Annotated in this window: 19 protein-coding genes and 1 tRNA gene; 10 read left to right on the forward strand and 10 right to left on the reverse strand. The window is 50.3% G+C overall.

Annotated features, from left to right (window positions below):
* The first annotated feature begins 16 nt into the window (after window positions 1-16).
* The 4 genes from ACW9KT_RS08690 to ACW9KT_RS08705 all read left to right on the forward strand — a co-directional run bounded on the left by ACW9KT_RS08690 (window position 17) and on the right by ACW9KT_RS08705 (window position 2,941).
* Window positions 17-361 (forward strand): hypothetical protein, encoded by a 345-nt coding sequence (locus ACW9KT_RS08690; RefSeq protein ID WP_457079375.1) that lies wholly within the window; start codon window positions 17-19, stop codon window positions 359-361.
* A gap of 306 nt (window positions 362-667) precedes the next feature.
* Window positions 668-1,909: a hypothetical protein gene (locus ACW9KT_RS08695; protein ID WP_457079377.1), complete on the forward strand. Its 1,242-nt coding sequence runs from the start codon at window positions 668-670 to the stop codon at window positions 1,907-1,909.
* A gap of 38 nt (window positions 1,910-1,947) precedes the next feature.
* Window positions 1,948-2,184, forward strand: a complete 237-nt coding sequence (locus tag ACW9KT_RS08700) for a hypothetical protein (protein WP_457079379.1) — start codon at window positions 1,948-1,950, stop codon at window positions 2,182-2,184.
* Between the two features lie 103 nt (window positions 2,185-2,287).
* The gene (locus ACW9KT_RS08705; protein WP_457079381.1) at window positions 2,288-2,941 is read left to right on the forward strand and encodes a hypothetical protein; all 654 of its coding nucleotides are present in this window, start codon (window positions 2,288-2,290) and stop codon (window positions 2,939-2,941) included.
* 243 nt (window positions 2,942-3,184) lie between these two features.
* On the opposite strand, the gene ACW9KT_RS08710 is transcribed toward ACW9KT_RS08705, so the two are convergent.
* From ACW9KT_RS08710 to ACW9KT_RS08735, 6 genes are all read right to left on the reverse strand, one after another.
* Window positions 3,185-3,922, reverse strand: coding sequence for a PIN domain-containing protein (locus ACW9KT_RS08710; protein ID WP_457079383.1), 738 nt, complete (start codon window positions 3,920-3,922; stop codon window positions 3,185-3,187).
* A 117-nt stretch (window positions 3,923-4,039) separates the two neighbouring features.
* The gene (locus ACW9KT_RS08715) at window positions 4,040-6,772 is read right to left on the reverse strand and encodes a S8 family peptidase (protein WP_457079385.1); all 2,733 of its coding nucleotides are present in this window, start codon (window positions 6,770-6,772) and stop codon (window positions 4,040-4,042) included.
* Complete coding sequence (locus ACW9KT_RS08720) at window positions 6,765-7,751, reverse strand: AAA family ATPase (protein WP_457079387.1); 987 nt, start codon at window positions 7,749-7,751, stop codon at window positions 6,765-6,767. The genes ACW9KT_RS08715 and ACW9KT_RS08720 overlap by 8 nt, the downstream gene beginning before the upstream one ends.
* Before the next feature lie 700 nt (window positions 7,752-8,451).
* The gene (locus ACW9KT_RS08725; protein WP_457079389.1) at window positions 8,452-9,042 is read right to left on the reverse strand and encodes a recombinase family protein; all 591 of its coding nucleotides are present in this window, start codon (window positions 9,040-9,042) and stop codon (window positions 8,452-8,454) included.
* 230 nt (window positions 9,043-9,272) lie between these two features.
* Entirely contained in the window at window positions 9,273-10,949 is a 1,677-nt protein-coding gene (locus ACW9KT_RS08730) for a UvrD-helicase domain-containing protein (protein WP_457079391.1), read from the reverse strand.
* Window positions 10,950-11,146: 197 nt separating this feature from the next.
* Window positions 11,147-11,218 (reverse strand) — tRNA-Glu (locus ACW9KT_RS08735).
* Window positions 11,219-11,519: 301 nt separating this feature from the next.
* Here ACW9KT_RS08735 and gap point away from each other — a divergent pair.
* The 4 genes from gap to ACW9KT_RS08755 all read left to right on the forward strand — a co-directional run bounded on the left by gap (window position 11,520) and on the right by ACW9KT_RS08755 (window position 14,616).
* Entirely contained in the window at window positions 11,520-12,527 is a 1,008-nt protein-coding gene (gap, locus tag ACW9KT_RS08740; protein ID WP_457079393.1) for a type I glyceraldehyde-3-phosphate dehydrogenase, read from the forward strand.
* Window positions 12,528-12,796: 269 nt separating this feature from the next.
* The gene (locus tag ACW9KT_RS08745; RefSeq protein WP_457079395.1) at window positions 12,797-13,675 is read left to right on the forward strand and encodes a diacylglycerol/lipid kinase family protein; all 879 of its coding nucleotides are present in this window, start codon (window positions 12,797-12,799) and stop codon (window positions 13,673-13,675) included.
* 75 nt (window positions 13,676-13,750) lie between these two features.
* The gene (locus tag ACW9KT_RS08750) at window positions 13,751-14,098 is read left to right on the forward strand and encodes a translation initiation factor (protein WP_457079397.1); all 348 of its coding nucleotides are present in this window, start codon (window positions 13,751-13,753) and stop codon (window positions 14,096-14,098) included.
* A 113-nt stretch (window positions 14,099-14,211) separates the two neighbouring features.
* Complete coding sequence (locus ACW9KT_RS08755; RefSeq protein WP_457079399.1) at window positions 14,212-14,616, forward strand: DUF1622 domain-containing protein; 405 nt, start codon at window positions 14,212-14,214, stop codon at window positions 14,614-14,616.
* A 134-nt stretch (window positions 14,617-14,750) separates the two neighbouring features.
* Here the strand turns inward: ACW9KT_RS08755 and kdsB are convergent, their stop codons facing one another.
* Window positions 14,751-15,512, reverse strand: a complete 762-nt coding sequence (gene kdsB / locus ACW9KT_RS08760; protein WP_457079401.1) for a 3-deoxy-manno-octulosonate cytidylyltransferase — start codon at window positions 15,510-15,512, stop codon at window positions 14,751-14,753.
* Window positions 15,513-15,795: 283 nt separating this feature from the next.
* Here kdsB and ACW9KT_RS08765 point away from each other — a divergent pair, with 283 nt between their 5' ends.
* Entirely contained in the window at window positions 15,796-16,830 is a 1,035-nt protein-coding gene (locus ACW9KT_RS08765; RefSeq protein WP_457079403.1) for a LysM peptidoglycan-binding domain-containing protein, read from the forward strand.
* Between the two features lie 92 nt (window positions 16,831-16,922).
* Window positions 16,923-17,681 carry a TIGR02757 family protein gene (locus ACW9KT_RS08770; RefSeq protein ID WP_457079405.1) on the forward strand — a complete coding sequence of 253 codons (759 nt, stop codon included), beginning with the start codon at window positions 16,923-16,925 and terminating at the stop codon, window positions 17,679-17,681.
* Window positions 17,682-17,708: 27 nt separating this feature from the next.
* On the opposite strand, the gene ACW9KT_RS08775 is transcribed toward ACW9KT_RS08770, so the two are convergent.
* The 3 genes from ACW9KT_RS08775 to ACW9KT_RS08785 all read right to left on the reverse strand — a co-directional run bounded on the left by ACW9KT_RS08775 (window position 17,709) and on the right by ACW9KT_RS08785 (window position 22,067).
* Window positions 17,709-19,007, reverse strand: a complete 1,299-nt coding sequence (locus ACW9KT_RS08775) for a metal-dependent hydrolase family protein (protein WP_457079407.1) — start codon at window positions 19,005-19,007, stop codon at window positions 17,709-17,711.
* Window positions 19,008-19,160: 153 nt separating this feature from the next.
* The gene (locus ACW9KT_RS08780) at window positions 19,161-21,419 is read right to left on the reverse strand and encodes a S46 family peptidase (protein ID WP_457079409.1); all 2,259 of its coding nucleotides are present in this window, start codon (window positions 21,417-21,419) and stop codon (window positions 19,161-19,163) included.
* Window positions 21,420-21,557: 138 nt separating this feature from the next.
* Complete coding sequence (locus ACW9KT_RS08785) at window positions 21,558-22,067, reverse strand: YkvA family protein (RefSeq protein WP_457079411.1); 510 nt, start codon at window positions 22,065-22,067, stop codon at window positions 21,558-21,560.
* Window positions 22,068-22,270 lie beyond the last annotated feature (203 nt).

Genomic DNA, 22,270 nt, shown 5'->3' on the forward strand with positions numbered 1-22,270 from the left:
TACTATCTACTGCCTGATGGCTCCAAATGAGATCGCCACAAAGGCCGATGTAGCGGCCGTGAAAGAGGACGTGCAGGTGGCCTTGCAGCAATTGCAGAACCTAATGCGCCTGCTGGGTCCTGCTAACTACGATACATTTCACAGCATTGATGAAGTGGCAACGATGGCGGGAGTTAACCGCAAAACCGTTGAGAAGTGGGTGAAAGTGGGAAAACCTGACCGAAAGGGGAAAATTATCCACCTAGCAACTCTAGAGTTCTCACCTGGTTTTCCACGCATTCCTTACGCTGCCTTGCTGGCTTTTGGTCAAGGGGTAGGGTTTGACTTGACTAAGCTGCACAGAGCAACAATCCCTACATAGTGGCTTGTCATATCAAGTGTAAGCATAAATAAACTCTCTTCGACTAATGCTAAGTCGGTGCCGAAGTTGGGCACAGATGCCAGTTCGATTCCGGCTAAGAGTACGGAGGGCCTGCAGTCTGTAGGTCTAGCGAAGGTGTCGGCAGAGGAGCACCCGCCTTTACCGATACCTCGCTTTTTTCTCTTTCTCCTAACCAACAGCAATCAAATGCATCTACAACTTCTATCCCTTAGCGCCTCTCGTTTACGTTGGCATCAATTCGTCGAAAATCTACGAAAGCAGAATCCGCCTAAGGTTCATACGCGCATGTCTAAAGACGGCAGCCTTAAGACAATTATTACTCAGCCGAAGGCTGTTTGTGACGGAGCCAAAACCTTAGGTGAATTCCTGATCCAGCGTCAGCGCAAAGCTTGGCAGGCATCTGGTCTTTCTCAGCCCCTAGGCTTGACAGATGATGAACAACAGACGCCTTTTATTCAAGCAAATGCCCGTGAACTAGGCGAGAAACGTGGTCTATCAAAAGTTACCCAACGTAAGCATATCCGCGAACTCACAAAAGTTGGGTTCATTAAAAAGAAGAAATTTCGTGGTAGCCGCGCCAGCTTTTATCTGTGGATAAACCCGGATTTCGTGTGGGAAACACCTGAAAATATAGTGGAAACGGGGCGTTTGGCCAATGATGCTTGTCAGGGTATAGGTGATTTTTTAGGCGAAAAAAGTAAAAAACTTTCCCATACTGAGATTCTAGAACCCCTTGAATCTTTGAAATTGAAAATTGGTCATGTGGATAAATTAGTCTCCGGGCCGATAACTGGAATCCCATTTTCTGGAAACGGAGGGCCGCAGTCTGTCCTGATACCAAGCGAAAGCAAGATGAAAACAAGTCATCTGGGGCGCCGCGCCAATAGGGAGGAGGAAATGCTCTTGCGTTCGAAAAATGCGCTGCTGAAAGCAAGATTAGATAAAGAAGAAGGACTTGTCATCGCTTGTTGGGAGTATGCAAAAAGCCTCATATACAAGGGCCAAAGATTCTCGCCAGTTGAGGAAAAAAAGGCCAGGGAAGCTATTAAGGTAGGGGTATATGGCAACTTCACTGATATAGCCGAGGAACAATGGAGTGACTTCCATAAAAAGGTTATGCGGCGAGTTGAACTAGCCGCCCTTTACTTGCAGATGAATGTTGGGAAGTACGCGCCTAAACCCTATTTCGAACAGGTACCAGGCTGTGGCTATTTTGATAAGGAAAATAAGGATGGCTTTAGAGGTACTGAGAAATGGCTAATCGCTGATGAAAAGCGACATGCAGAATTTCAGCTTAGACAAGCCCTGCGAGTGGCAGGGAAAGAAATGAAGCAATGGGTTGAGCTAAATCGAGGACGGCGCATTAAAGCTTCAAAACGCGTTCAAAATAGCACCTTATGGCAATTGTTTGCCTACCATCATAGGGTGCTCGAAGCTCTGGGTGGCAAGCAAGCTCTTTACTACTTCTCTAAGAAGCTTGCTATCCTGAAAATAGTCTTAACACCTCCTATCTGTCAAAACTCATAATCCTAATGACTTCTCAGCATCGACTAAAATCCTATTCTTTGAAGGATAATGCGCTCACTAAGGCGTGGGTGGTCTGGAGGAATGGCTCCAAAAAAACATTTTATTCATACGATACCAGCGGCCGCTATGAGGTAGAAGATCCTCGGGAATATGGTATGCGTGGTTTGATGAAGCGGGTAGTAGAAAAGTGGGGAGATACAATTGAGCGCGCTATTATTTATGACAATAAAACGGGAGTCAAAATCTATGAATTTCTTAATGGAGAATGGCAGTGAAATCGTTTTACACGGCCGGAATCGTTTTACACCCCAATAGTCACTAAAAACGCATTTCCATGATCTATGAGGCGTTTTTTATGTAAAGAAACCGTTTTTACATATGCACATTCCCTACCGTGAATGCCTCCAATGTGGAGGCATTATTGAAGGCCGCCCGAACAAAAAGTTCTGCAGTGATACCTGCAAAGGCCGACACTTTCGAGATAACAACCCCCCATCCGAAGCTGATAGCAGCCCTTCTATCTCACCGCACCCAATTGACCCAAATTCATCTCACTATTACAAAGCTACCGAGTCAAAGGAAAGCATAAATGACCTCGTAGCTAGTACTTTGAAGCGGATGAAATGGGAAGATGAGGAACGGAAGGAACGTGAAGGTGCTGAGCGCAAGGTTAAAGCAGACAAAGAGCAGGTCACCAAGTTGCGTGAACAAGCAACCCAATTGCATCAGCAATTCTGTGATATCGTTCAAGAGTTCTTGGATGCTGAAGGGACAGTTCTGAAGGCAAGACCAGTATCCACGTTTCTTGAAAAACTAAACGACTTTATATCACTTTATAGAGAGCATCCCTATTTAAAGATGCCAGGTAATTCAATGCCTAGCCGGTTAAAAGAACTGTATGCTATACAGGATATCATTGGAGAGGTAGAGCAAGAAATTGCGGATTTGAATGCATTTCATGCTAAGGAGGGCAGCTTTGAGATTACTAAAAAATCTCGAAAGCTTCTGCGAGAACTGCTGATTGCAGATTAAATAGCGATAAAAAACCTTATAGGTTCAGAACACTAATTATTAATTAACTAATGGTTTAATGTATGAGAACATATAGTCAGTGAACCGCTTATTCCGTCTTTTTAATGATAGATGGGCAGTAAGTCAGGTAACAAAAGCCCCGCTCTTTATAAGGAGAGCGGGGCTAGACGTTGGATGCTCATGAGCGGAGTGGACTCCTCAAATATACTATAAACTAGTGTTCACAGCAAAAGCAGCAACTTCCTATTTGCCTCTGCTAATTTCCGCTTGCCATGCCACCCAGCTATCAGCGTGAAAATCAATATAATCGCTGATTTGACCAATTAGTGTTGGAGCTAAATCTAATGCCTCACCAATATTTCTAGTAAAGGTCATATGTGAGTCCGTGATTAGTTCATTGAATTCATCATGTAATTTATTAATGTCTTTACCATCAGTATAGTCGTCATGATTAAATGAGACAAAAATGGAATCAGTAATGCCAATAGTTCTGGCCTTAATATACTCTACCGAGCTTAATAAAATTAATGCGTCACCAACACTATTAGCTTTGTTTTTAAATGGTGCACGTTTATTCAAGGCCCATTCGACTACGTTTAACTTCATAGCATCTGTTATTGGCGCCTTTGCACTATCTCTGAGAATTCGCTCAGTTTCTTCAACTCGCTTTGTAGCTATGTCTATAATATTCTGATCATTATTAAAATAAGGTTGGAGAGATTTTAGGTAATCACTTTTGTCTTGAGGGTCCAAAAAATCAGCTACTTTTTTAGCTGCATTGTAATTTCCTTTTATAGTGTTAGTTACAGCCTTGATGGTTTGTTCTTTATTCCTATTCCATTCTTCAATAATAATATCATTAGAAAGTAGTATCACTTCCTTGTCATTTATTTTATCTTGAAGTTGCTGAAATATTCCAGTAGGAATATCTTTTGCAATAAATCCGATCCAAATATTTGTGTCTAGTATTAGGTATACCATTTTTAAGATGCTATTTATTGTAAGAGTTATCTGTATAGCTTTGGTAAACTCATTACATTAAGAAAACAATGAGTACCAAACTACAGGCAAGCTTCGTAATAAAGCCAATTTTATAATTTATACTCTAACGCGGTTAATTAAATCGATCTTTTGTTTGACTTCCTCATAGATTTCAATACCAGTCCTTGCGTTTACCTCCAGAGTAACTGCCACACCATAGCGAATTTGATCACTAGTAGTAAGGCCTGGTGCGTCCCTGCGACAATCTATTTTCACTATTAAATTACCACTATTGACATACACCTCTGCTTGGTCGCCAATAAGTAGGTCATGTTGAACTGTGCCTCGTCTAGTAGTCTTCCAATCAACCCCTTTCCTTTCCAGAGTTATCGACTCATTGGCGTTCACATAACGAGCATTCACACCCGTTATGTTGTCAATATAAAGCCTTGATTGACGGTATTTGCGGGACTTTCCATTGGTTGGGCTGAGCCAAGCCAAAGTGATGGTAAGCCGCTTTTCAATGCTTAATTGTTCAAGCGCAGGAGGTAGAGGAAAAGTGAACTCATGCGCTTTTTTATCTATGAGCTTCCCCCATCCAAGAAGTGTTACACGGCTGTCAGTACAACTGAGTACTCGCTGGCAATCAACCATACCATAACCCAAGTACGGAGTAACATGCTTTTTTACATACCCAGATGGGACACCTGGTTTAGCTTGGATGATGTCGAATAGATTAGTGCTGCTTGCTCCCCAGCCTGCGCCATGAACCAACAACGCTTTGATAAGTACAGTGAAGTACTCTTTTGGAATAAGCTCTTCTGAATCACTGGCTGCGTTCAGGCCATCGAGCATTTCATGGATTTGGCAAGCTAAACGTGTTGCAAGCGCTGCTGCGCTGCTGGTACCTGTTTGGTATGCTGTGCCAGAGAGTGAGCCCGCAGGGACGGGTACCGCAACCTTAATTCCAGGAGGGTGCTGGCTAAATTTGAAATTCTCTAGAACAAGAGAAGTGGTTACGGTAGCATTCCTGTTAATTGGATGCTTTTTGTAGCATTTACGTCCTCCTGCCATCAGAATATCGGGCTTAATTGAGCCCCGATACCCGAACCCAATTCTGCTGATTGGACTAACAAGTTGATCGTCAATAATAAGTGTAAAACGAGATGATGCATTTACCCAAGTATTGGGGCCGGCATCAGACTGCGCTGCTCCAACGGTGATTGCATTAATTGACTCAGCAGGCGTAAGTATCTTTCTATTCAGGTTGTCTGAAACGATGTGGTTTAACAAGTGTTTTTCAATCTCTTCGGGGCTAGCGCTATCAAATGTTGCTGTTGGCACAGGTAGTTCGATATTAGTCAAGACGTTGCCTGCACTAATTATGAATAGCACGTTGAACTCTGAGGAGAGCCAATCAAGGAGCCTTGCCCAAGCGCTCATGCTTTGATGAAAAGGCCTGGATGGATCCCCAATAGACAGATTGATAATTTTTACATGAGGTGCAACTGGGGCTTCTCCGCCTTCACCTCTGAACATTCGAATTACTGCCCGATGGATTACATCAATGGGTAGTTTGGTTTTATCAAATTCCTCAATTGAACTGCCATCAAAAGCAACTCCAGGGACCATGATTGGCCGCACGTATAGTTTATGCTGTAAGGGCTGAGCAGCAGTATCATTTAGATCGCCCCGCGTAATGAGTGTAGCCATGGCGGTGCCGTGTACCCTATCAACAGTTGGATAAAGCGACTCATCCATCCCCTCAGTATCCACTGTTAGCCGATTGGCTAATACAGCATGGTTTTGCAACGGAAGTCCATCGAGTAATGCAGCAATTGGTTCACCGCTGGGTGTAGAAACTGCTTCTAATACATCATTCTCGATTACCTCCTCCAAATTAAACTCGTCTTCGTCATCGAGGTGGCCAGTCCAACTGGATTGACCTAATGGACGAAAAAAAATTACCTCTGGTGCTTTAAGTAGCTCTATATCAGTATTATCGCTTAAGTCCCGAAACGCGCTAATAGGGATTTTTGCAGCTACTGCGTGGTAGTTGATTTCAGGAATGATGGTTCGTGAACCTTGAATAATTTCACCGCCTGCTTCTGCGATGACCTTACTAAAACGTTGGTACACGGCCAAGCTGCTTTCAAGGTCGTCGGCTTCACTAGTCGCGCGCTGTAGGAAGGAGCCATCTCTGCGAAGAATAGGCGCTGGCCTGTTCTTTTTGTTGATATATAGTAATTCTACTTCAGCTAACACAGGAGAATTGTCAATTTGACTCATCTCTTGTATGTATTCCCGAAAGCCCGTGTCGCGTAGTCGATCCTCTACGCTATACAATCGCACATCCTTAAGCAGCTTGAATAACGATTTAAATTGGTTGGTGCGACGCGCAAAATCTCTTTTGTTAATATAGTCGCTCCACAGAGATAAGATTTTTGTCAAGCTCTCCTCATTCTGAAGTGTAAGAAACACTCGGCTTGCGGTAGGATATTCTGGGTCGAGCTTATCCTCATCCTCATCTACTGAGCTTTCGACAATGATTGGAGCGAACTCAAATTCTTGACCTAAAAATTGTAGTTCTTCTGTCTCCAGTGCCGCTTTATAAAAGTCATCAACGGTACCCCATATCTCTAATACTAGTACCATTTCTGGAACGCTTTCTCCAATGGTATTGGAAATATGGAAGTTGTCAAATTGGTCTTTTACACTTCTCCATTTTGGCTCAAACTCTCTAGCCTGTGTGCGTAGATTTACTTTAGGAGTCTTAATGACGGGCCTACTGCCTTTGGTATATGTTGCATCAGTCGACTTTGGAAAAATCAGAATAGGTCTCTCAGGCATTGTTGAAACTCTTTTTACTTTCTACTTCCTGTAGGGAAAATGTGACAATTTCAGATAAATTAGGCTGGGGCAGCGATAAGATATAACGGCGTCTTATTGATAAACCAAATTCTTCAATTTCAGCGAAGCTGAATCCTAATAGCTTATCGATAATGGTATTTTTAGCTCCTGGTAACTTGCGTTGAAAATCGGCTTCGAACTTATCCAGCCACTCTTGAATGAGCACTTTGCTTGGCTTGTCAATTTTGAGCTTGATTTGGAACCGACGCCAGACTGCCTTGTCCAATAGCTCGGAGTGGTTAGTGGCTGCGACTACTACCACGTAGCTGGGAAGCTTGTCAATCTGCAGAAGCAGCGAACTCACCACCCGTTTGATTTCGCCAGTTTCGTGCACATCACCGCGTTCCTTACCTATAGCATCGAATTCATCAAAAAACAGCACACATTGCTGGGTTTTGATAAAGTTGAACATTTTCTCTAGCCGGCTGGCTGTTTCGCCGAGGTAACTACCAATAATACCGTCGTATCGAATGACGAACATAGGCAGCATTAACTCGGTCGCTATCACTTCTGCAATCGACGTTTTGCCATTGCCAGGCTCGCCAACTAACAGCACACGATTGCGAGGTTCGAGGTTATAGGACCGCAGTAGGTCGGCACGGTTGTACTCGTTTACAAATTCCTCAATTGAGTTCGTGATAAACCGTTCTAAAACAAGGGATGTGAGTGGCTTATTCGGATTGACAGTATATAAGAAGCTTTCTATTTTATCATATAATACTGGGGTAACAGAGCGACTGGGGGAAGGGACCGTGCTCATGGGAACTGTTTTCAGCGCTTCCTCGAGCTGATTTGCAATGACGTTATGTTGTTTGTTGCGCTCCTCGGCGATAACAGCTTGGACGACTTTTTTTGTCAGGCCAGTATCGCCGGATAGCCCAGCTTTCACAAGTTTTAATATGAGGTCTGCGCGTGCCATCAGGGATAGGGGAGGGAGAGCTGGATGCTTTCAGCCAGCACCTTTTTGGATGCTTTACTAATATTTTGTGCAGCCCTGTGGGCTAAGCTTATTAAAAGCTAAGAATACTAGTAAAGCTAATCAATTTGACCCATTGTGGCTAGCACTCAGAAGGACAATGTATTTCATATGTTGGTTTGCAATCGAGCTATACGAGCCGCTTGCGGAAGAAGGCAATTTACTTGGTGACGATAGACAAGAATTAGGAGGACAAATGCCAGTGTGTCCTTTTCTAACCGAAAGCAAATAGGAGCTTTATTAAAGCATTGGCTTATTAATTTGGCCGGCTTAGCAGCCTGAGGTAAACAGATGGTTTCAGCTTTAGCGCAATAGCCTGTCCTTCATTGAGAGCTGATTGTTTAATTGCTCACCTTAGAAGCAACACTTCACCCAGGCAGTGGTTGTCGAGTATAGTGCGCTAACCATTTTGGTTTGACAAATAGCGGAGAAGACCCAGTGAATTTGCTGCGAAGGAACTCCTAGGCGACGTTGATTTTTATGCTGTACAAAGCCAAGTGAATCAAAAGTAGTGGACCTGTCTCCAATTTCAACCTAGCGGCGATGTTAATGAATTCAAGGGAGACGTTAGAATACCTTTTATACTAGAAGATACAGTAAGAGAAGATAGGACCAGACGTCAGTAGACACAACGGGCGCTGTTCTAGGAAATGCTCGCCGTCGAATCCGTCCGGACGCCCAGCAAACCTAAATATCGGTACACAGTCGAGCGACCAAGGCCCAACAACTGGCCAATTTCTTCCGCCGTTTTGTCTTTCTGCAAGTAGAGCGTTTTGACCGCTTCGGCTTTCCGCTGGGCTTCCTTGCTCAGGCCCGGTGGGCGACCCCCTTGTCGGCCCCGGGCCCGCGCGGCGGCCAGCCCCGCTTGGGTACGTTCGCGAATCAGATCGCGCTCGAACTCGGCCAGGGAGGCAAACAAGTTAAACATCAAGCGCCCTTGCGCCGTGGTCGTGTCCATATGATCCTGCAAGCTGACAAACTGAATCTGCTTTTCCTGAAACCTAAGGACTAGCTCCACCAAGTGTTTCAAGGAACGTCCAAGTCGGTCCAGCTTCCAGACCACGACCGTATCGCCGGGCTGGACCTGGTCGAGCAACTCGCGCAAAGCCGGGCGCTCCTTCAGGGCTGAGGCCTTTTCTTTCACCACCTCCTGGCAGCCATAAGCCCGCAGCGCATCGAGCTGTAAGTGCAACTGTTGTTCCTGGGTGGACACCCGGGCATAACCCCAAATCATACGCTTGTCTATCTAAGTCAGCAAACCCAAAGATAGTGGAACATTGATTTATGAGACGACAATTTTAGACTTTTTATCCGACTTAGTTTTCATCTCCGCCACTCCTACCCGAGCGGTAATTGTGTCCGAGAATACGTTCCTTTTTATGGACACATGCGTTTTTACTTTAAAGTATCTTTAAGCTTGAGTGGGCATAGGCTTTTGACCGGTGGGAGCGTAGCAGGACCTTCTTAAGGTTTGTTCTTGGTGTCCAGCTTCTGTTGAAGTGATACAAAGCGTGGATCCAGAGTAACCTGATCCGGGGCGTAAGGTACCCCTACAGCCCGCTGAACAGGAGCCAAAATGGGCGGCGAGAGCAGGACCGTGCCGCCGCTCCCTATACTGCTCTGTACGTCGGGGTGAGGCTGGAAGTGGGTAGGAAGGCATTCGGACGGCACATATACTCGCCTCTTGGCTCGGGTTAGGGCGACGTACAGAAGATTGATTTCCTCAAAGATGCGGGCTTTCACCCCCGGCTCAGGTGGCTTGGCTGCAAACTCCTCTTCTAGCTTATCAATAGTGGCTTGCGTGATGAAACCCTGGGTAAGTTGCACTTGGTCATACTCCAGCCCCTTGCAGCGATGGACAGTAGAGAAGTAGAGTTGCGCTTGGTCTCGTGCCCCGTCGGCAACATGCAGGCGCTTCAACTCTTTGATAAGGTCAATTACTTCATTACCATAGTCTTCCACAATGGTAATGAGCATTTGCAACTGGGTATCCTCGGTCTGCTCGGCATATTCGGCCAGTTCCTGTAGATTGGCCATCGTGCGAATTAACGGATCCTTGATGGCCTCACTACGACCGTTATAGAGCGCCAACACATCCGTCAGGCTAGCGCCTTCTCCTGCGTAGGTGTAGGAATTAATGTTGCCCTCGAAATAGACCCGATGTAACTGCTGCCGGTGCTCTTTCACGTATTCAATAGCCTTGAGCAGCAGGGCCAGATTCGAGCGGCCAATGACGGCACAAGTGGTGCCCTCGCCCAACGCCTGTTCCACCCCCGTCACGGTTAGCTGCGGGCCGGCGCCAAGTTGCGTTTTCCAACCCAGCACCTGCGAAGCTAGAGCGGCGATAGGCGCTCCGAAGCGGAAGCTGGTGCTAAGCTGCAGACTTGGGTAATCCGTTTTTTCCAGCGAGTTGATCGCGTGCCGCCAGCCGTAAATCTGCTGGTGGGTATCCCCAACAATGATTTTGGTGGCCGGCTGGCGAAAGAAGACATCTAGCATAGCCCCAGAGGCATCTTGCCCTTCATCGAAGAGAATGAAGTCGGCCGGTAACATTGGCTTGCTGAGCTGAAATTTCTTCAGGTAGAAGTCATGCGTAATGTCAATCTCTGCCCGGTCCATGCGGGCCAGTAGTTCCCGACAGTTGCGCTCAATGGTGGGGTAGTGCTTTGCCACAAATTCTTGGGCCTTCGGGTCGATCACCGTGGCCCTGTAATTAAGCTGCTGCACTCGGGCTTGGTCACTATTGCAGAAATAGCTGACAAACTTGGCAATGTGGTTAGCTAGTACAAATTCTTGGTGGCGGTTCTTGCCCGTGCCTTTGGGCAGCTTTAGCAACTCCACCAGTTCGTGCGCCCGATAGCCCTTGTTGTTGAGATTGTATCGGCTGCCACGCACCACGTAACGATAGGCCAGGGAGTGTGCCGTTTCGACAACCACATTGGCTAGTCCAGCCGCTTGGAACTTGCGGATTGCTTCCTGGCGCACTGTCTTGTTAAAAGCCAGGTATATAATTCGCGCTGCCGCTGGTTGAGCGCGGGCATACTCCACCATGGTGGTGGTTTTACCGCTTCCGGCGACCGCATTTATTTTCAGGTCACCTTGGGAAAGCAGAATGGCAGACTGTTCATCCGTAAGATTCATCGCTTGTTATTTCCGCCTTGAAGGTACTTGATGGGCTTCCCGACTAGGCTTATTATTTCAAACAGGGCTGGATGATAGCAAATAAACCACCTACTAAGTCGCAAGAAAGGGTTTGCCACTGAAATTGCCACTGAAAAATGAAAAAGGCCCTTAGCGGTTAGCTAAGGGCCTTTTCTTCCTTAAAACGAGTGGTTAAGTAGTCCGTAGGGGAATCGAACCCCTGTTGGTAGAATGAAAATCTACTGTCCTAACCCCTAGACGAACGGACCATGTGATGTGCCTAACTCGTTTTGGTGGTGCAAAGATAAGGCAGAGATAATTCAGCGCAATACCTATGATCAAAAAAAAAGCCCCCCAGTCGGAAATGAGCTGACTTTCAGGCTGAAATTTTTTGTGGGGGGCTTTTTTAAGCTTGAAGTCCCATCGGTGACGGCTAAAAATCGTAGGAGGAACAGGTAACGTGAATGGCATAGGAAGTGATTTGGCTATATACCCTTAGCCCTGTACCTTCGTTGCGCGTTTCCACCCGGCCCCGTGGCCTTTTTCTTTCTTAACCCCAAACTCCTACTCATGGCTAAAATTAAAGTCGCCATCAACGGCTTCGGCCGCATTGGTCGCCTCACGTTCAAGTCCTTGCTCGGCCGCGACAACGTGGAGGTCGTGGCCATCAACGACCTGACGGATAACAAAACCCTGGCTCATCTGCTCAAATACGACTCTGTACACGGCCGCTTCGATGGCACGGTGGAGTTCGACGAGAACAGCCTAACTGTAAATGGACAACGCATTCAGGCCCTGGCCGAGCGCGACCCTAAGCTATTGCCTTGGGGTGACTTAGGTATCGACGTAGTACTTGAGTCAACTGGCCGCTTTGTGGATGAGGCTGGCGCTGGCCAACACCTCACCGCTGGATGCAAGAAAGTAGTTATTTCGGCTCCCGCTACTGGTAACATTCCGACGGTAGTGTTGGGCGTAAATGAAGACATTCTGACCGGCGACGAGACGATTCTTTCAAACGCTAGCTGCACCACCAACTGCCTGGCCCCCATGGCGAAGGTGTTGGACGAAGCTTTCGGCATCGAGAAAGGCTATATCACGACGGTACACGCCTATACTTCTGACCAAAATCTGCAAGACGCGCCGCACAAAGACTTGCGCCGTGCCCGCGCCGCTGCCCTCAGCATTATCCCAACCAGCACTGGAGCCGCTAAGGCCGTAGGTCTGGTACTGCCTCAGCTAAAAGGTAAGCTTGATGGTATCGCTATGCGCGTGCCCGTGCCGGATGGCTCTACTACCGACCTGACAGTTATTCTGAAGCAGGAAGTAACCAAAGAGCAAATCAATGAAGCCGTAAAGAAGGCCGCTGAAGGCCCCATGAAGGGCATCATTGAATACAGCACCGACCCGCTGGTGAGCATCGATATCGTGGGTAACCCCCACTCTTGCATCTTCGACTCGCAGCTGACGGCCGCCAACGGTACGCTGGTGAAAGTAGTTGGCTGGTACGACAACGAGTTTGGCTACAGCACCCGCACCGCCGACTTGATTCAGCAATTGGGTGAGAAAATGGCGAAATAACGCCTTTCAGCCTCAAGTTTATCGGAAGAGCCTGCCCTGTTTGGGTGGGCTTTTCTATTGCTGCTGGATGAGGGCCGGGAAGCTTTTTACTGAATAGTAGCAACTATTCGAAGCCGCGTTGGGGAGAGGGTTGTTGTGTAACACAAAAGCCCTCCGGCGCCGTTTGACGAATATTCAGTAGCCGTTACGGCTTAATACCCACTGCTACCAGTGCCCACCTAACGCCTCTGCTCCAACCTTGCACCTATACGCCGCGTTTCTACTTTCCTATGCCCGCTAAGCCGCGTATCTGTTTTATTCTGAATCCTGCCTCGGGCACTAACCGCCGCCAAGACGTGCCTGCGCTCATTGAGCGTTACCTCGATCATAAACTCGTGGACCATGCTCTGCGCATGACTGCTTATGCCGGGCACGCCGAGGAGTTGGCCCGCACGGCCGCCGCCGAAGGATTTCGGACGGTAGTAGCGGTAGGCGGCGACGGCACGGTGAATGAAGTAGGACGCGGTTTGCTGGGCACAGAGACGGCCATGGGAATTCTACCGCGGGGCTCGGGCAACGGCTTAGCCCGTCACTTGGAGGTGCCGCTGTCGCTGCCCGCCGCCATTCGTCGCCTTAGCCAGCCTGAGTATCAGCGCATAGATGTAGGACGCATCAATGGGCGACCCTTCTTTTGCACGGCCGGGCTGGGATTTGATGCGCATGTGAGCAAATGCTTCGCTGTGGCCGGGACACGCGGCCTAGCTACCTACGTGAAGGTGGCCGTGCGGGAATATCGTAGTTATCGGCCCCAGCCAGTCACCGTGACGCTTAACAATCGTACGCTGACTACCGATTGCTATATGCTGGCCTTTGCTAATGCTGGGCAGTATGGCAATAACGCCTACATTGCCCCCCGGGCCGATATTCGGGATGGACTACTGGACGTGTGCCTTATAGACGCGCTGCCCCTGCGCCGCGCCGTGCGCGTAGGGATAGGACTAGCTCTCGGCGACCTCCCTCAATCCGGGGCAGCCGTGTACCACACCTCCCGGCACGTGTTGGTAGAGGCCGAAACGCCCATCGGGTTCCATGTTGATGGCGACTATGCGGGCGAAGCCACTAGTTTTGAGATTGAATTGCTGCCTCTGGCTTTAGAAGTTGCAGTGTAATTTTATTCGTTAAAGGATTGGACGCTTAGCTATTAGATTGTTCAGGTCTCCAGTCAATAGTCATTAAACCAACGCATGAAAGCTGACAAAAACCGCCGCAGCCGCGAAGGCATTGTGTACTCCACCAACTCGGATTTCTCCTATCAGCACGCCGATGAGGAAGCCGCCGCAACGCTGCCGCCCCAGCAGCAAAACCTGCGCGTACACCTCGATCGCAAAAGTGGCGGCAAGCAAGTAACGCTCATCACCGGCTTCGTGGGTCAGGATTCGGATCTACAAACGTTGGCTAAGCTGCTCAAAACCAAGTGCGGCGTGGGCGGTAATGCCAAAGACGGCGATATCCTCATTCAAGGTGACTTCCGAGATAAGGTAATGGGCGTGCTGCTTGAGCAAGGCTACAAAGCGAAGAAAGCAGGCGGCTGATCCTGCCTGCTACCCTACTGACTGAAAATTGAGAGTACTTCGTATAGCCTGAGTGAAAACTATTCTCTACCCGCTGACGTCAGCATAACAAGACATATCCTCAACGCTCGGTTATGGAAACAGGCAGCATGCGTGAAATAGCCGAAAGTGGGATTATCAATGCGGTGCAGTGGCTAAAGCTGGGAGTAGAGACCATAGGAGCCTGCATTATTGCGATGGGTATACTCGTGGCAGGCTATCTATTAGTAAAAGCTTTGCTGCAGCGCCAAACGGCCAATTTTACCGCCATTCGTCTCACGTTGGCCCGCTACTTAGCGCTGGCATTGGAGTTTCAGCTCGGCGCGGATATACTCTCAACCGCTATTGCTCCTAGCTGGGAGCAAATCGGGCAGCTAGGCGCCATTGCCGTCATCCGAACAGGCCTGAATTACTTTCTAACCAAGGAAATGCAGCAGGAAGAACGCCAAAGCGCCGAGCAAGCCGTAACCGAAAATGCTCACCAAGCACCAAGTGCTTAAGGATAATGAGCTGTAGTAGAGTAATGTAGCAATAAGGCTTCATGCCTTAAGTAATTGCTATGCTGAGCTTCGGTTAATGATGCTGTGTTGTTTGGGTGAGACCATGCATTTACAAGACGCACAATACGGCATCTCTACCGCGCTCCAGCCGCTTCTACTAAATGCCTTCTAGCGCGCTCCACATCTTCGGGCGTATCAATACCAATGGTTTCCAGCTCAGTCTCGGCTGTAAGGATGCGATAGCCATTTTCCAGCCAACGCAGCTGCTCTAGGCTTTCAGCCTGCTCCAGGGAAGAGGGGGGGAGCTGCGTAATGGCCGCCAGCACGTCGGGGCGGTAGGCGTAGAGACCGATATGGCGCAGATAGCGGTGCTGGCTGAGCCATTGCTCCGGCGCAGCCTGGCGCTGATAGGGCAAGGGGTGCCGACTAAAATAGAGCGCATATCCCGCAGCATCTAGCACGACTTTGGGTAAGTGCGGACTAAATAATTCATCCTCGCTGAGCACGGGCTTGACCAAAGTGGCAAGCTGGGGGGCTTTTTCTGCCGCAAAAAGCTGTACTAAGGCTTCAATTTGAGCGGGATGAATAAAGGGCTCATCCCCCTGAATATTGATAATGCAGTCGGCCGCTATGCCAAGCTGTTGATAGGCGTCAAATACCCGATCGGTGCCGCTCGGATGATCGGGGGAAGTAAGTGCCGCCTCACCGCCGAAACCGCGCACGTGCTCGGCAATACGCTCATCATCAGTGGCTACCACCACCCGACTCAGGCTAGACAGCCGCGCCTGCTCCACCACGCGCTGTATCATAGATTTGCCCCCCAGATCAACTAAAGGCTTACCAGGCAAGCGGGTGGACGCATAACGGGCGGGAATAATACCAACGGCATGAACCATATGCAGAAGAAAGTAGCAGCTAAGTGTGGGCTGGGGGCTTTTTGCAAAGAACAGTGAAAACCGCGAATGCCCTACTAATCACTGATCTCAATAAAGGAACAGGTCCAATAAAAAATACTGGCTCGCGTTAGTCAATAGTGCGCTATTCGGTACCCATTTAGCCTACGAAATGGCCGTTTTGGGACTTGGCCGGGATTATTTTTTATCTTTCGGCTCTGTTAAATCTCCCCTTAAGTCGCCCGGCCCTGATTTTGGGGCTGCTTGTTTTTTGCGAACTGCCCGTATGACCCGTTTTTTGTCGCTGCTGCCTGCGTTCATTTTCGCTGGTTTTGCCGCCACCGCCGCGCCCCGGCCTATGCTTCCGCCCGACTCAATCGGCGTAGAATACCGCAATAATAAAATGTTTATCAAGCACCGCGTCGTGGCGGGCGAAACGCTTTATGGCTTGTCGCGGCGCTATGCCGTGCCGGTGGAGCAAATTGTAGAAACCAACCCGTCGCTGAAAGGCGCCCTCGCAACCGGTCAGGTGGTATTGGTGCCCCGCACGCGCGTCGTCCTGACGACGCCCGCGCCGGCCACTGCCACAGAGTCGGCGCCCGTGCCAGCTGCTACGGTGGCCGCGGCCCGCTCCTTGCCCACCGATGACGCTGGCAACCGCGTGTACACCGTGCAGAAGGGGCAGACCTTGTACGCCGTGGCTCGTTTGTTTAAGATTTCTCCCGCCGAGCTTGCGCGCCTTAATGGCTTGACTACTAATACAAACGTTAAAACTGGCCAGCGTTTGGTTATTGTGCCAGGAACCGGCTCGTCTTCATCATCTACTAGCGCTCCCGCGTCCAATCAGTCGACGCCGGCGCCTACTGTGCCAACGGAAACGCCTAGGTCGGCCGCGCCCACGCCCGCCGCAGTACCCTCACCAGCGGCTTCGCGGCCCCCGGTTGCTGCCCCTGTGCCCGCACGGACGGCGCCAGCATCCGACAATAAAGACAGTGTACGTACTCCGGCCCAAGTAGCGGAGGAGCGGACGCCCGAACGAGCCAGCGAAATTGTGCGCCGCGTGACCGAGAGCGGTCTGGCAACCAAGATTGAGGGCAGCGGCACGGATAAGTACCTGGCCCTACACAAAACGGCCGCCGTAGGCACCATCATGCAGGTGCGCAACATCATGAATGGCCAATCGGTGTATGTGCGCGTGATTGGTCAATTGCCAGATACGGGCGAGAACAACAATATTCTCGTACGCCTCTCGCCCAGGGCTGTGCAGCGCCTCTCGACGCCCGATAGCCGCTTTCGAGTTGAAACTTCCTACGTGCCTTAAGGAAACATGTCAGAAGGCAAAATGCCGGTAAGACTGTTGATCTACAGCATTCTTATCGGCTTTTGCTTTTTTTACTATTTAGCTCCATCAATTTGAATCACGCTCAGCTTCGGCAGTTTCTGGACGAACACCACGACCGCTACAACCGGCCGGCTTTCATCGCCCACGATCCTATTAGCATTCCCCATCGATTTTCGCAGCGCCAAGACGTCGAAATCAGCGGGTTATTTGCGGCGTTACTGGCCTGGGGAAGGCGCCCTACTATTATCAGTAAGTGTCATGAGCTAATGCAGCGCATGGATAATGCACCATATCAGTTTGTTACCCAGCATTCCGACGAAGATTTAAAGAAACTGCTGGGTTTCTGCCATCGCACCTTCTGCGACACCGACTTGCTGTACTTTGTGCATTGGCTGCGCTGGTACTACGCCGATCATGACACGTTGGAGGATGCTTTTTTGCTGGGAAACACCCAACGCGAGCGGTTGGAAAACTTTCACAATCTGTTCTTTAGCCTGCCCGATGCCCCCCAGCGCACCCGCAAGCACGTGGCCACGCCCGCCCGTGGCTCGGCCTGTAAGCGCGTGAATATGTATCTGCGCTGGATGGTGCGCCGCGACGACCGGGGCGTGGATTTTGGCCTTTGGACCCGCCTGCCCATGACGGATTTGATTTGCCCTTGCGATGTGCACGTGGAGCGAATTGCCCGTCGCTTGAGCCTGCTCACGCGCCGCCTGGTCGATTGGTCAGCCGCCGAGGAAATAACCGCTCACCTCCGCGATTTTGCCCCCCAAGACCCCGTGAAGTATGATTTTGCTTTGTTTGGGTTGGGGGTCGAGGAAAAGCTTTAGCCCAGCTAAGGGCCTGAGATTATTAGCTCAAGGCTGTGCGTAAAGCGCACCATCCTTCATTACCAGCTTCACTTGTCGCAAGCTTGTAACGTCGCGGGTTGGGTCGCCGGCTACAGCTACCAGATCGGCGAGCAAGCCGGAGCGGATGCTGCCTCGGTCGGCTAAGTGAAAAATGCGGGCATTACCGCTGGTTGCGGCGCGTAGCACCTCAAGGGCCGACAAGCCGTGTTCTTGCACCAACTGCTCCATCTCCCGCACATTATCGCCGTGGGTGAACACGCCTACGTCGCCGCCCACTACCAGCTCCACGCCGGCTTTGCGGGCAGCTTGCATGCTAATGCGCTTTTGCTGCACGCGGTCCGGCGCGGGTGTGGTACCCCGGCGCCAGCCCTGGTACTGCGAAATAGCATCACCGGCGGCTACGGTAGGGCAGAGGGCTACGCCGCGCTGCTTCATGAGCTTAAATATTTCGGGCGTGCCATTGTCGCCGTGCTCTATGGTTTCCACGCCCGCTAGGGTGGCTAGGCGCATGCCTTCGGGTGTGCTAGCGTGAGCAACTACAGGGCGACCCGCGGCTCGTGCGGTTTGCACAATCAGGTTTAGCTCTTCCTGCGAAAAGGTGGGCCGCGAGGGCTCTCCCTGGCCCCAACGATAATCGGCGTACACCTTCACTATGTCGGCGCCCTTTCCAATTTGCTCGCGCACGGCCCGCAGAATACCATCAACGCCATCGGCCTCCTGGGCTCCCTGGGGGGCATTTACGTCGGTAGAAAGCTTAGGGCCATAGCTGCCCGTAGCGACCAAAGCCCGCGTAGCGACTAATAAGCGAGGCCCAGGTATAAGCCCTTGATTGATAGCTTGCTTCAAGCCCACATCGGCGTAGCCAGCGCCCTCACTGCCCAGGTCGCGGGCGGTGGTAAAGCCCGCTAGCAGCGTTTGGCGTGCGTGCGCCGTAGCCCGCGCTACCCGCAGCGCCTGCGATTCTAGCAGAACCTGGTCGTTCCAGGAGGTTTCGTTATAAGGATGGAGCAGCATGTGCGAGTGGCCCTCTATCAAGCCGGGCAGCAGAGTCAGGCCCGGCAATTCCAGCGTGCGAGCACCGGCAGGGGCAGCAACCTGCGCGGCCGGTCCGGCGGCGGTGATTTTGTTGTCTGTGACCAGCACTACCCAGCCGGCATGCAGAGCTTCTCCGTCGAATACAGCCGCGGGGCGTAGCAATGTTACTGCTGGAGGCGCTGTTGTAGCCTGCGCTACGGCTGCATTTGACCCTCCCAGGAGGAAAGCGGGCAATAGAAGAGAAATCCCAGCAATCGGAAAATAGCGCATAGATAAAGAGAGGAGGGTAGGCCAAAAGCAAAAACCGGAAACCGCCCCAAGGTGCAGTTTCCGGTTGAAAGTAAGGCAAAAGAAAAGGCTTATTAATAAGCGAAGAACAGGCTGCGTATGCTTTGCCTGATAACGATCCTGGTTAAACGAACGCTAAGTCGCTTTCTGTAGGCGCTTGCTCTTTTGCTTCTTGCTGCCTTTTTCGGACTTAATCTGTTGCTCGGATCCGCCTACCAAAGTCATTTCGTCGACTAAGTGCTTGGCCCCAGCATATTTATCTACCACGAAAAGCATGTAACGCACGTCAAGCGTGATGTTGCGCACGCGGTCGGGGTCGAACATGATGTCACTCATAGTTCCTTCCCAATTACGGTCGAAGTTGGTTCCAATCAGTTCGCCTTTGCCATTGATAACGGGCGAGCCAGAATTGCCCCCCGTGGTGTGGTTGGTAGCAATAAAAGCCACTGGCACCGTACCATTTACAGCATAAGGACCATAATCCTTGCTTTGGTATAATTCTGTGAGGCGGGCCGGAACTTCAAAGTCAGGATTAGTAGAGTCGGCTTTCTCCATCAGCCCGTCGAGTGTAGTGTAGTAGGCGTAGCGCACGCCGTCGGCCGGCGCGTAGTCAGCTACTTGGCCATAGGCTACGCGCAACGTAGAGTTCGCATCAGGGTAAAAATTACGGTCCGCCTGCATCTGACGTAACCCTGCTAAATAGGTGCGAGAAAGCAAGGCTACATTATCAGTGGCAATGGTATAAGGTGGCAAAATATTGGACCGGTAATTCGTAACTATCGCGCTGACAAGCTGATAGGCTGGGTCGTTAAGCAAGGCACGAACATTCCCCTGGGCCACTTCGTCAAGCACAGCATAGGCGTCGGCCTGGTTAGTAAGGCGTGATTTTGAGTAAAGCGTAGTGGTATACGTAGTCCAGCCTGTTGGGCCAGGGTTCTGCTTGCGCAAGGTTTTGATATAATCTGGTAGCAGGGTAGCGGGGGTACCATCGGCGTAAAGAGCGAGCAGTGCGCTGGCAACTTTTTGATCTGTGGATTTATTGTAATTTTTGAAGAAGCCTACTGCGCCTTTCTTTAGCTTGTCAACGGCTGCGGCTATATCGGCGGGGGGCGTTTTGGCCGTAGCCATATCACCTAAGGCAGTCAGGCTATTTGCGTAGAGTAATAATTCTACGCCCAATGCGGCTTCTGTTACATAGTCGCGGGCTACGGTGAGGTCGCGCAGGCTGGTGTAGTTTTTCTCAAAATCAGGCAGCAACGTGCCGTACGTGGCTGTGCGGTTGGCGTCGCCGGCATTCACCCATTGCGTGAAGCGAGCTTCCTGCTCTCGCTTGCGGGCTACGGCATCGAGCTTCTTGAGGCCACGGTTTTCCCCAATCCACTTCTTCCAATAATTGGCTAGGCTAGCGTATTTGGCCGCGTATTGAATGCGCACTTTATCCGAGGCTTTCATATCCTGATCCAGAATACTAAGCTTGGCATCACGCACCTTAATTTTTGCGGGATTAGAAAGCGAATACAGCTCATCTACCCCCCAGGAAGTGAGATATTCATTGGTGCGGCCCGGAAAGCCAAATACAAGCGTAAAGTCGCCGGGCTTAACGCCGGCCATGGATATGGGGAGGTGATGGCGTGGCTTAAACGGCTTGTTGTCAGGTGAGTAAGAGGCTGGTTTATTGTCGGGGCCGGCGTAGATACGGAAGAGGGAAAAGTCGCCGGTGTGGCGGGGCCACATCCAGTTGTCGGTGTCGCCGCCAAATTTGCCAATGGCAGAAGGTGGCGCGCCCACTAGGCGCACGTCTTGAAACACCTCCGTGACAAACATATAGTACTCGTTGCCATTAAAAAACGGACGCACAAATGCTTGATAATGCGTACCCTGCACGGCAGCCTGCGCTATGCGCTGCCCGTTTTGCTGCACTCGCCGCTCACGTTCAGCCTCAGCAATACCAGTAGTAGGAATACCGTCGAGCACCTGCTTCGTTACGTCCTCCATGCGCACAATGAACGTGGCCGTAAGACCCTGATTAGGTAGCTCCTGGTCGCGGCTCATGGCCCAATACCCCTTGGTGAGGTAGTCTTTCTCAACGGAGGAATGGCTTTGAATCTGGCTGTAGCCGCAATGATGATTAGTCAGCAGCAGGCCTTGATCGGAGATGATTTCGCCCGTGCAGCCGCCCCCAAACTGTACGACCGCATCCTTCAGGCTCCCTTGGTTGACACTGTATATCTGCTCAGCCGTAAGTTGAAGCCCCTTTTTCTGCATGTCGGCCTCATTCAGTTGCTTCAGCAACAAAGGCAACCACATGCCTTCATCGGCGCGGGCGGGGGGCAAAAGTAGGAGCAGGGAGAGTCCTAACAGCGTCAGGCGGGAGAGGAGAAAGCGTTTGGGCATGAATACGAACGAAGAAGTAAAAAGGGCTTGTAAGTAAATAAAGGGCCTCTCAAACTATTTAAGTTTCCGCAAAAATAAACAGCAGCCCACCGCAGACCGTCAAAATTGACACGCTGCGGTGGGCTGCCGGGGGCAATTTTAGGAATGCCCAAGCTCTGCTACGGCCGGCAACGATTTATCGGACTGAGCCGGAGCCGACGGTGCCGTCGTTACGCCATTGTTAGGTGCTGCCGATGTGCTCTCCCAAGCCTGAAACCGAGCAATTTCACCCTGAAATTTGCTGATAAACCAGCTAATCAAGCTCAGATCATCCAGAAAGCCGACCACTGGAATAAAATCGGGTACTAAGTCAATGGGCGATAAAACGTACAGGAGCACCGCCAGACCAGAAACAATGGTGCTGGTTTCGATTTTTCGGTACGAGCCGCTTACGTAAGCCGCCACTAGGCGAATCAGCGTGCGGGCCATATCAATGACTTGCTGGATAGGACCTTTTTTGCTGTCTTTAGCGTCGAGCTTAGAAGCTACTTCACGCAGAATGAGGGCTACGCGAAAAGGGCGGCCCAATAGCTTGCCGGCCCGGCCCAGAAATACATTGAAAAGTGCGTTTTTGGAAATGGCGAGGCCTTTTTCGTAGAGCGAGGACATGAAGAGTGAGTTAGGTAAAAGGGACAGTAAGGATGGTACGGTCGAGGGCTGGCTGGCGTTGTGCTGCCCACGCTGGGGGACATTTTTTACTGGTACGGACCCGAAGTACAAAGGCGTATTCACGATTTACCTAGACAACAAAAAAGGTCCCACTCACCGAGCGGGACCTTTTCTACAAACAAGGCAAGTGGAAGTCTACTTGT

The sequence above is a fragment of the Hymenobacter sp. HD11105 genome (genome assembly GCF_054051685.1).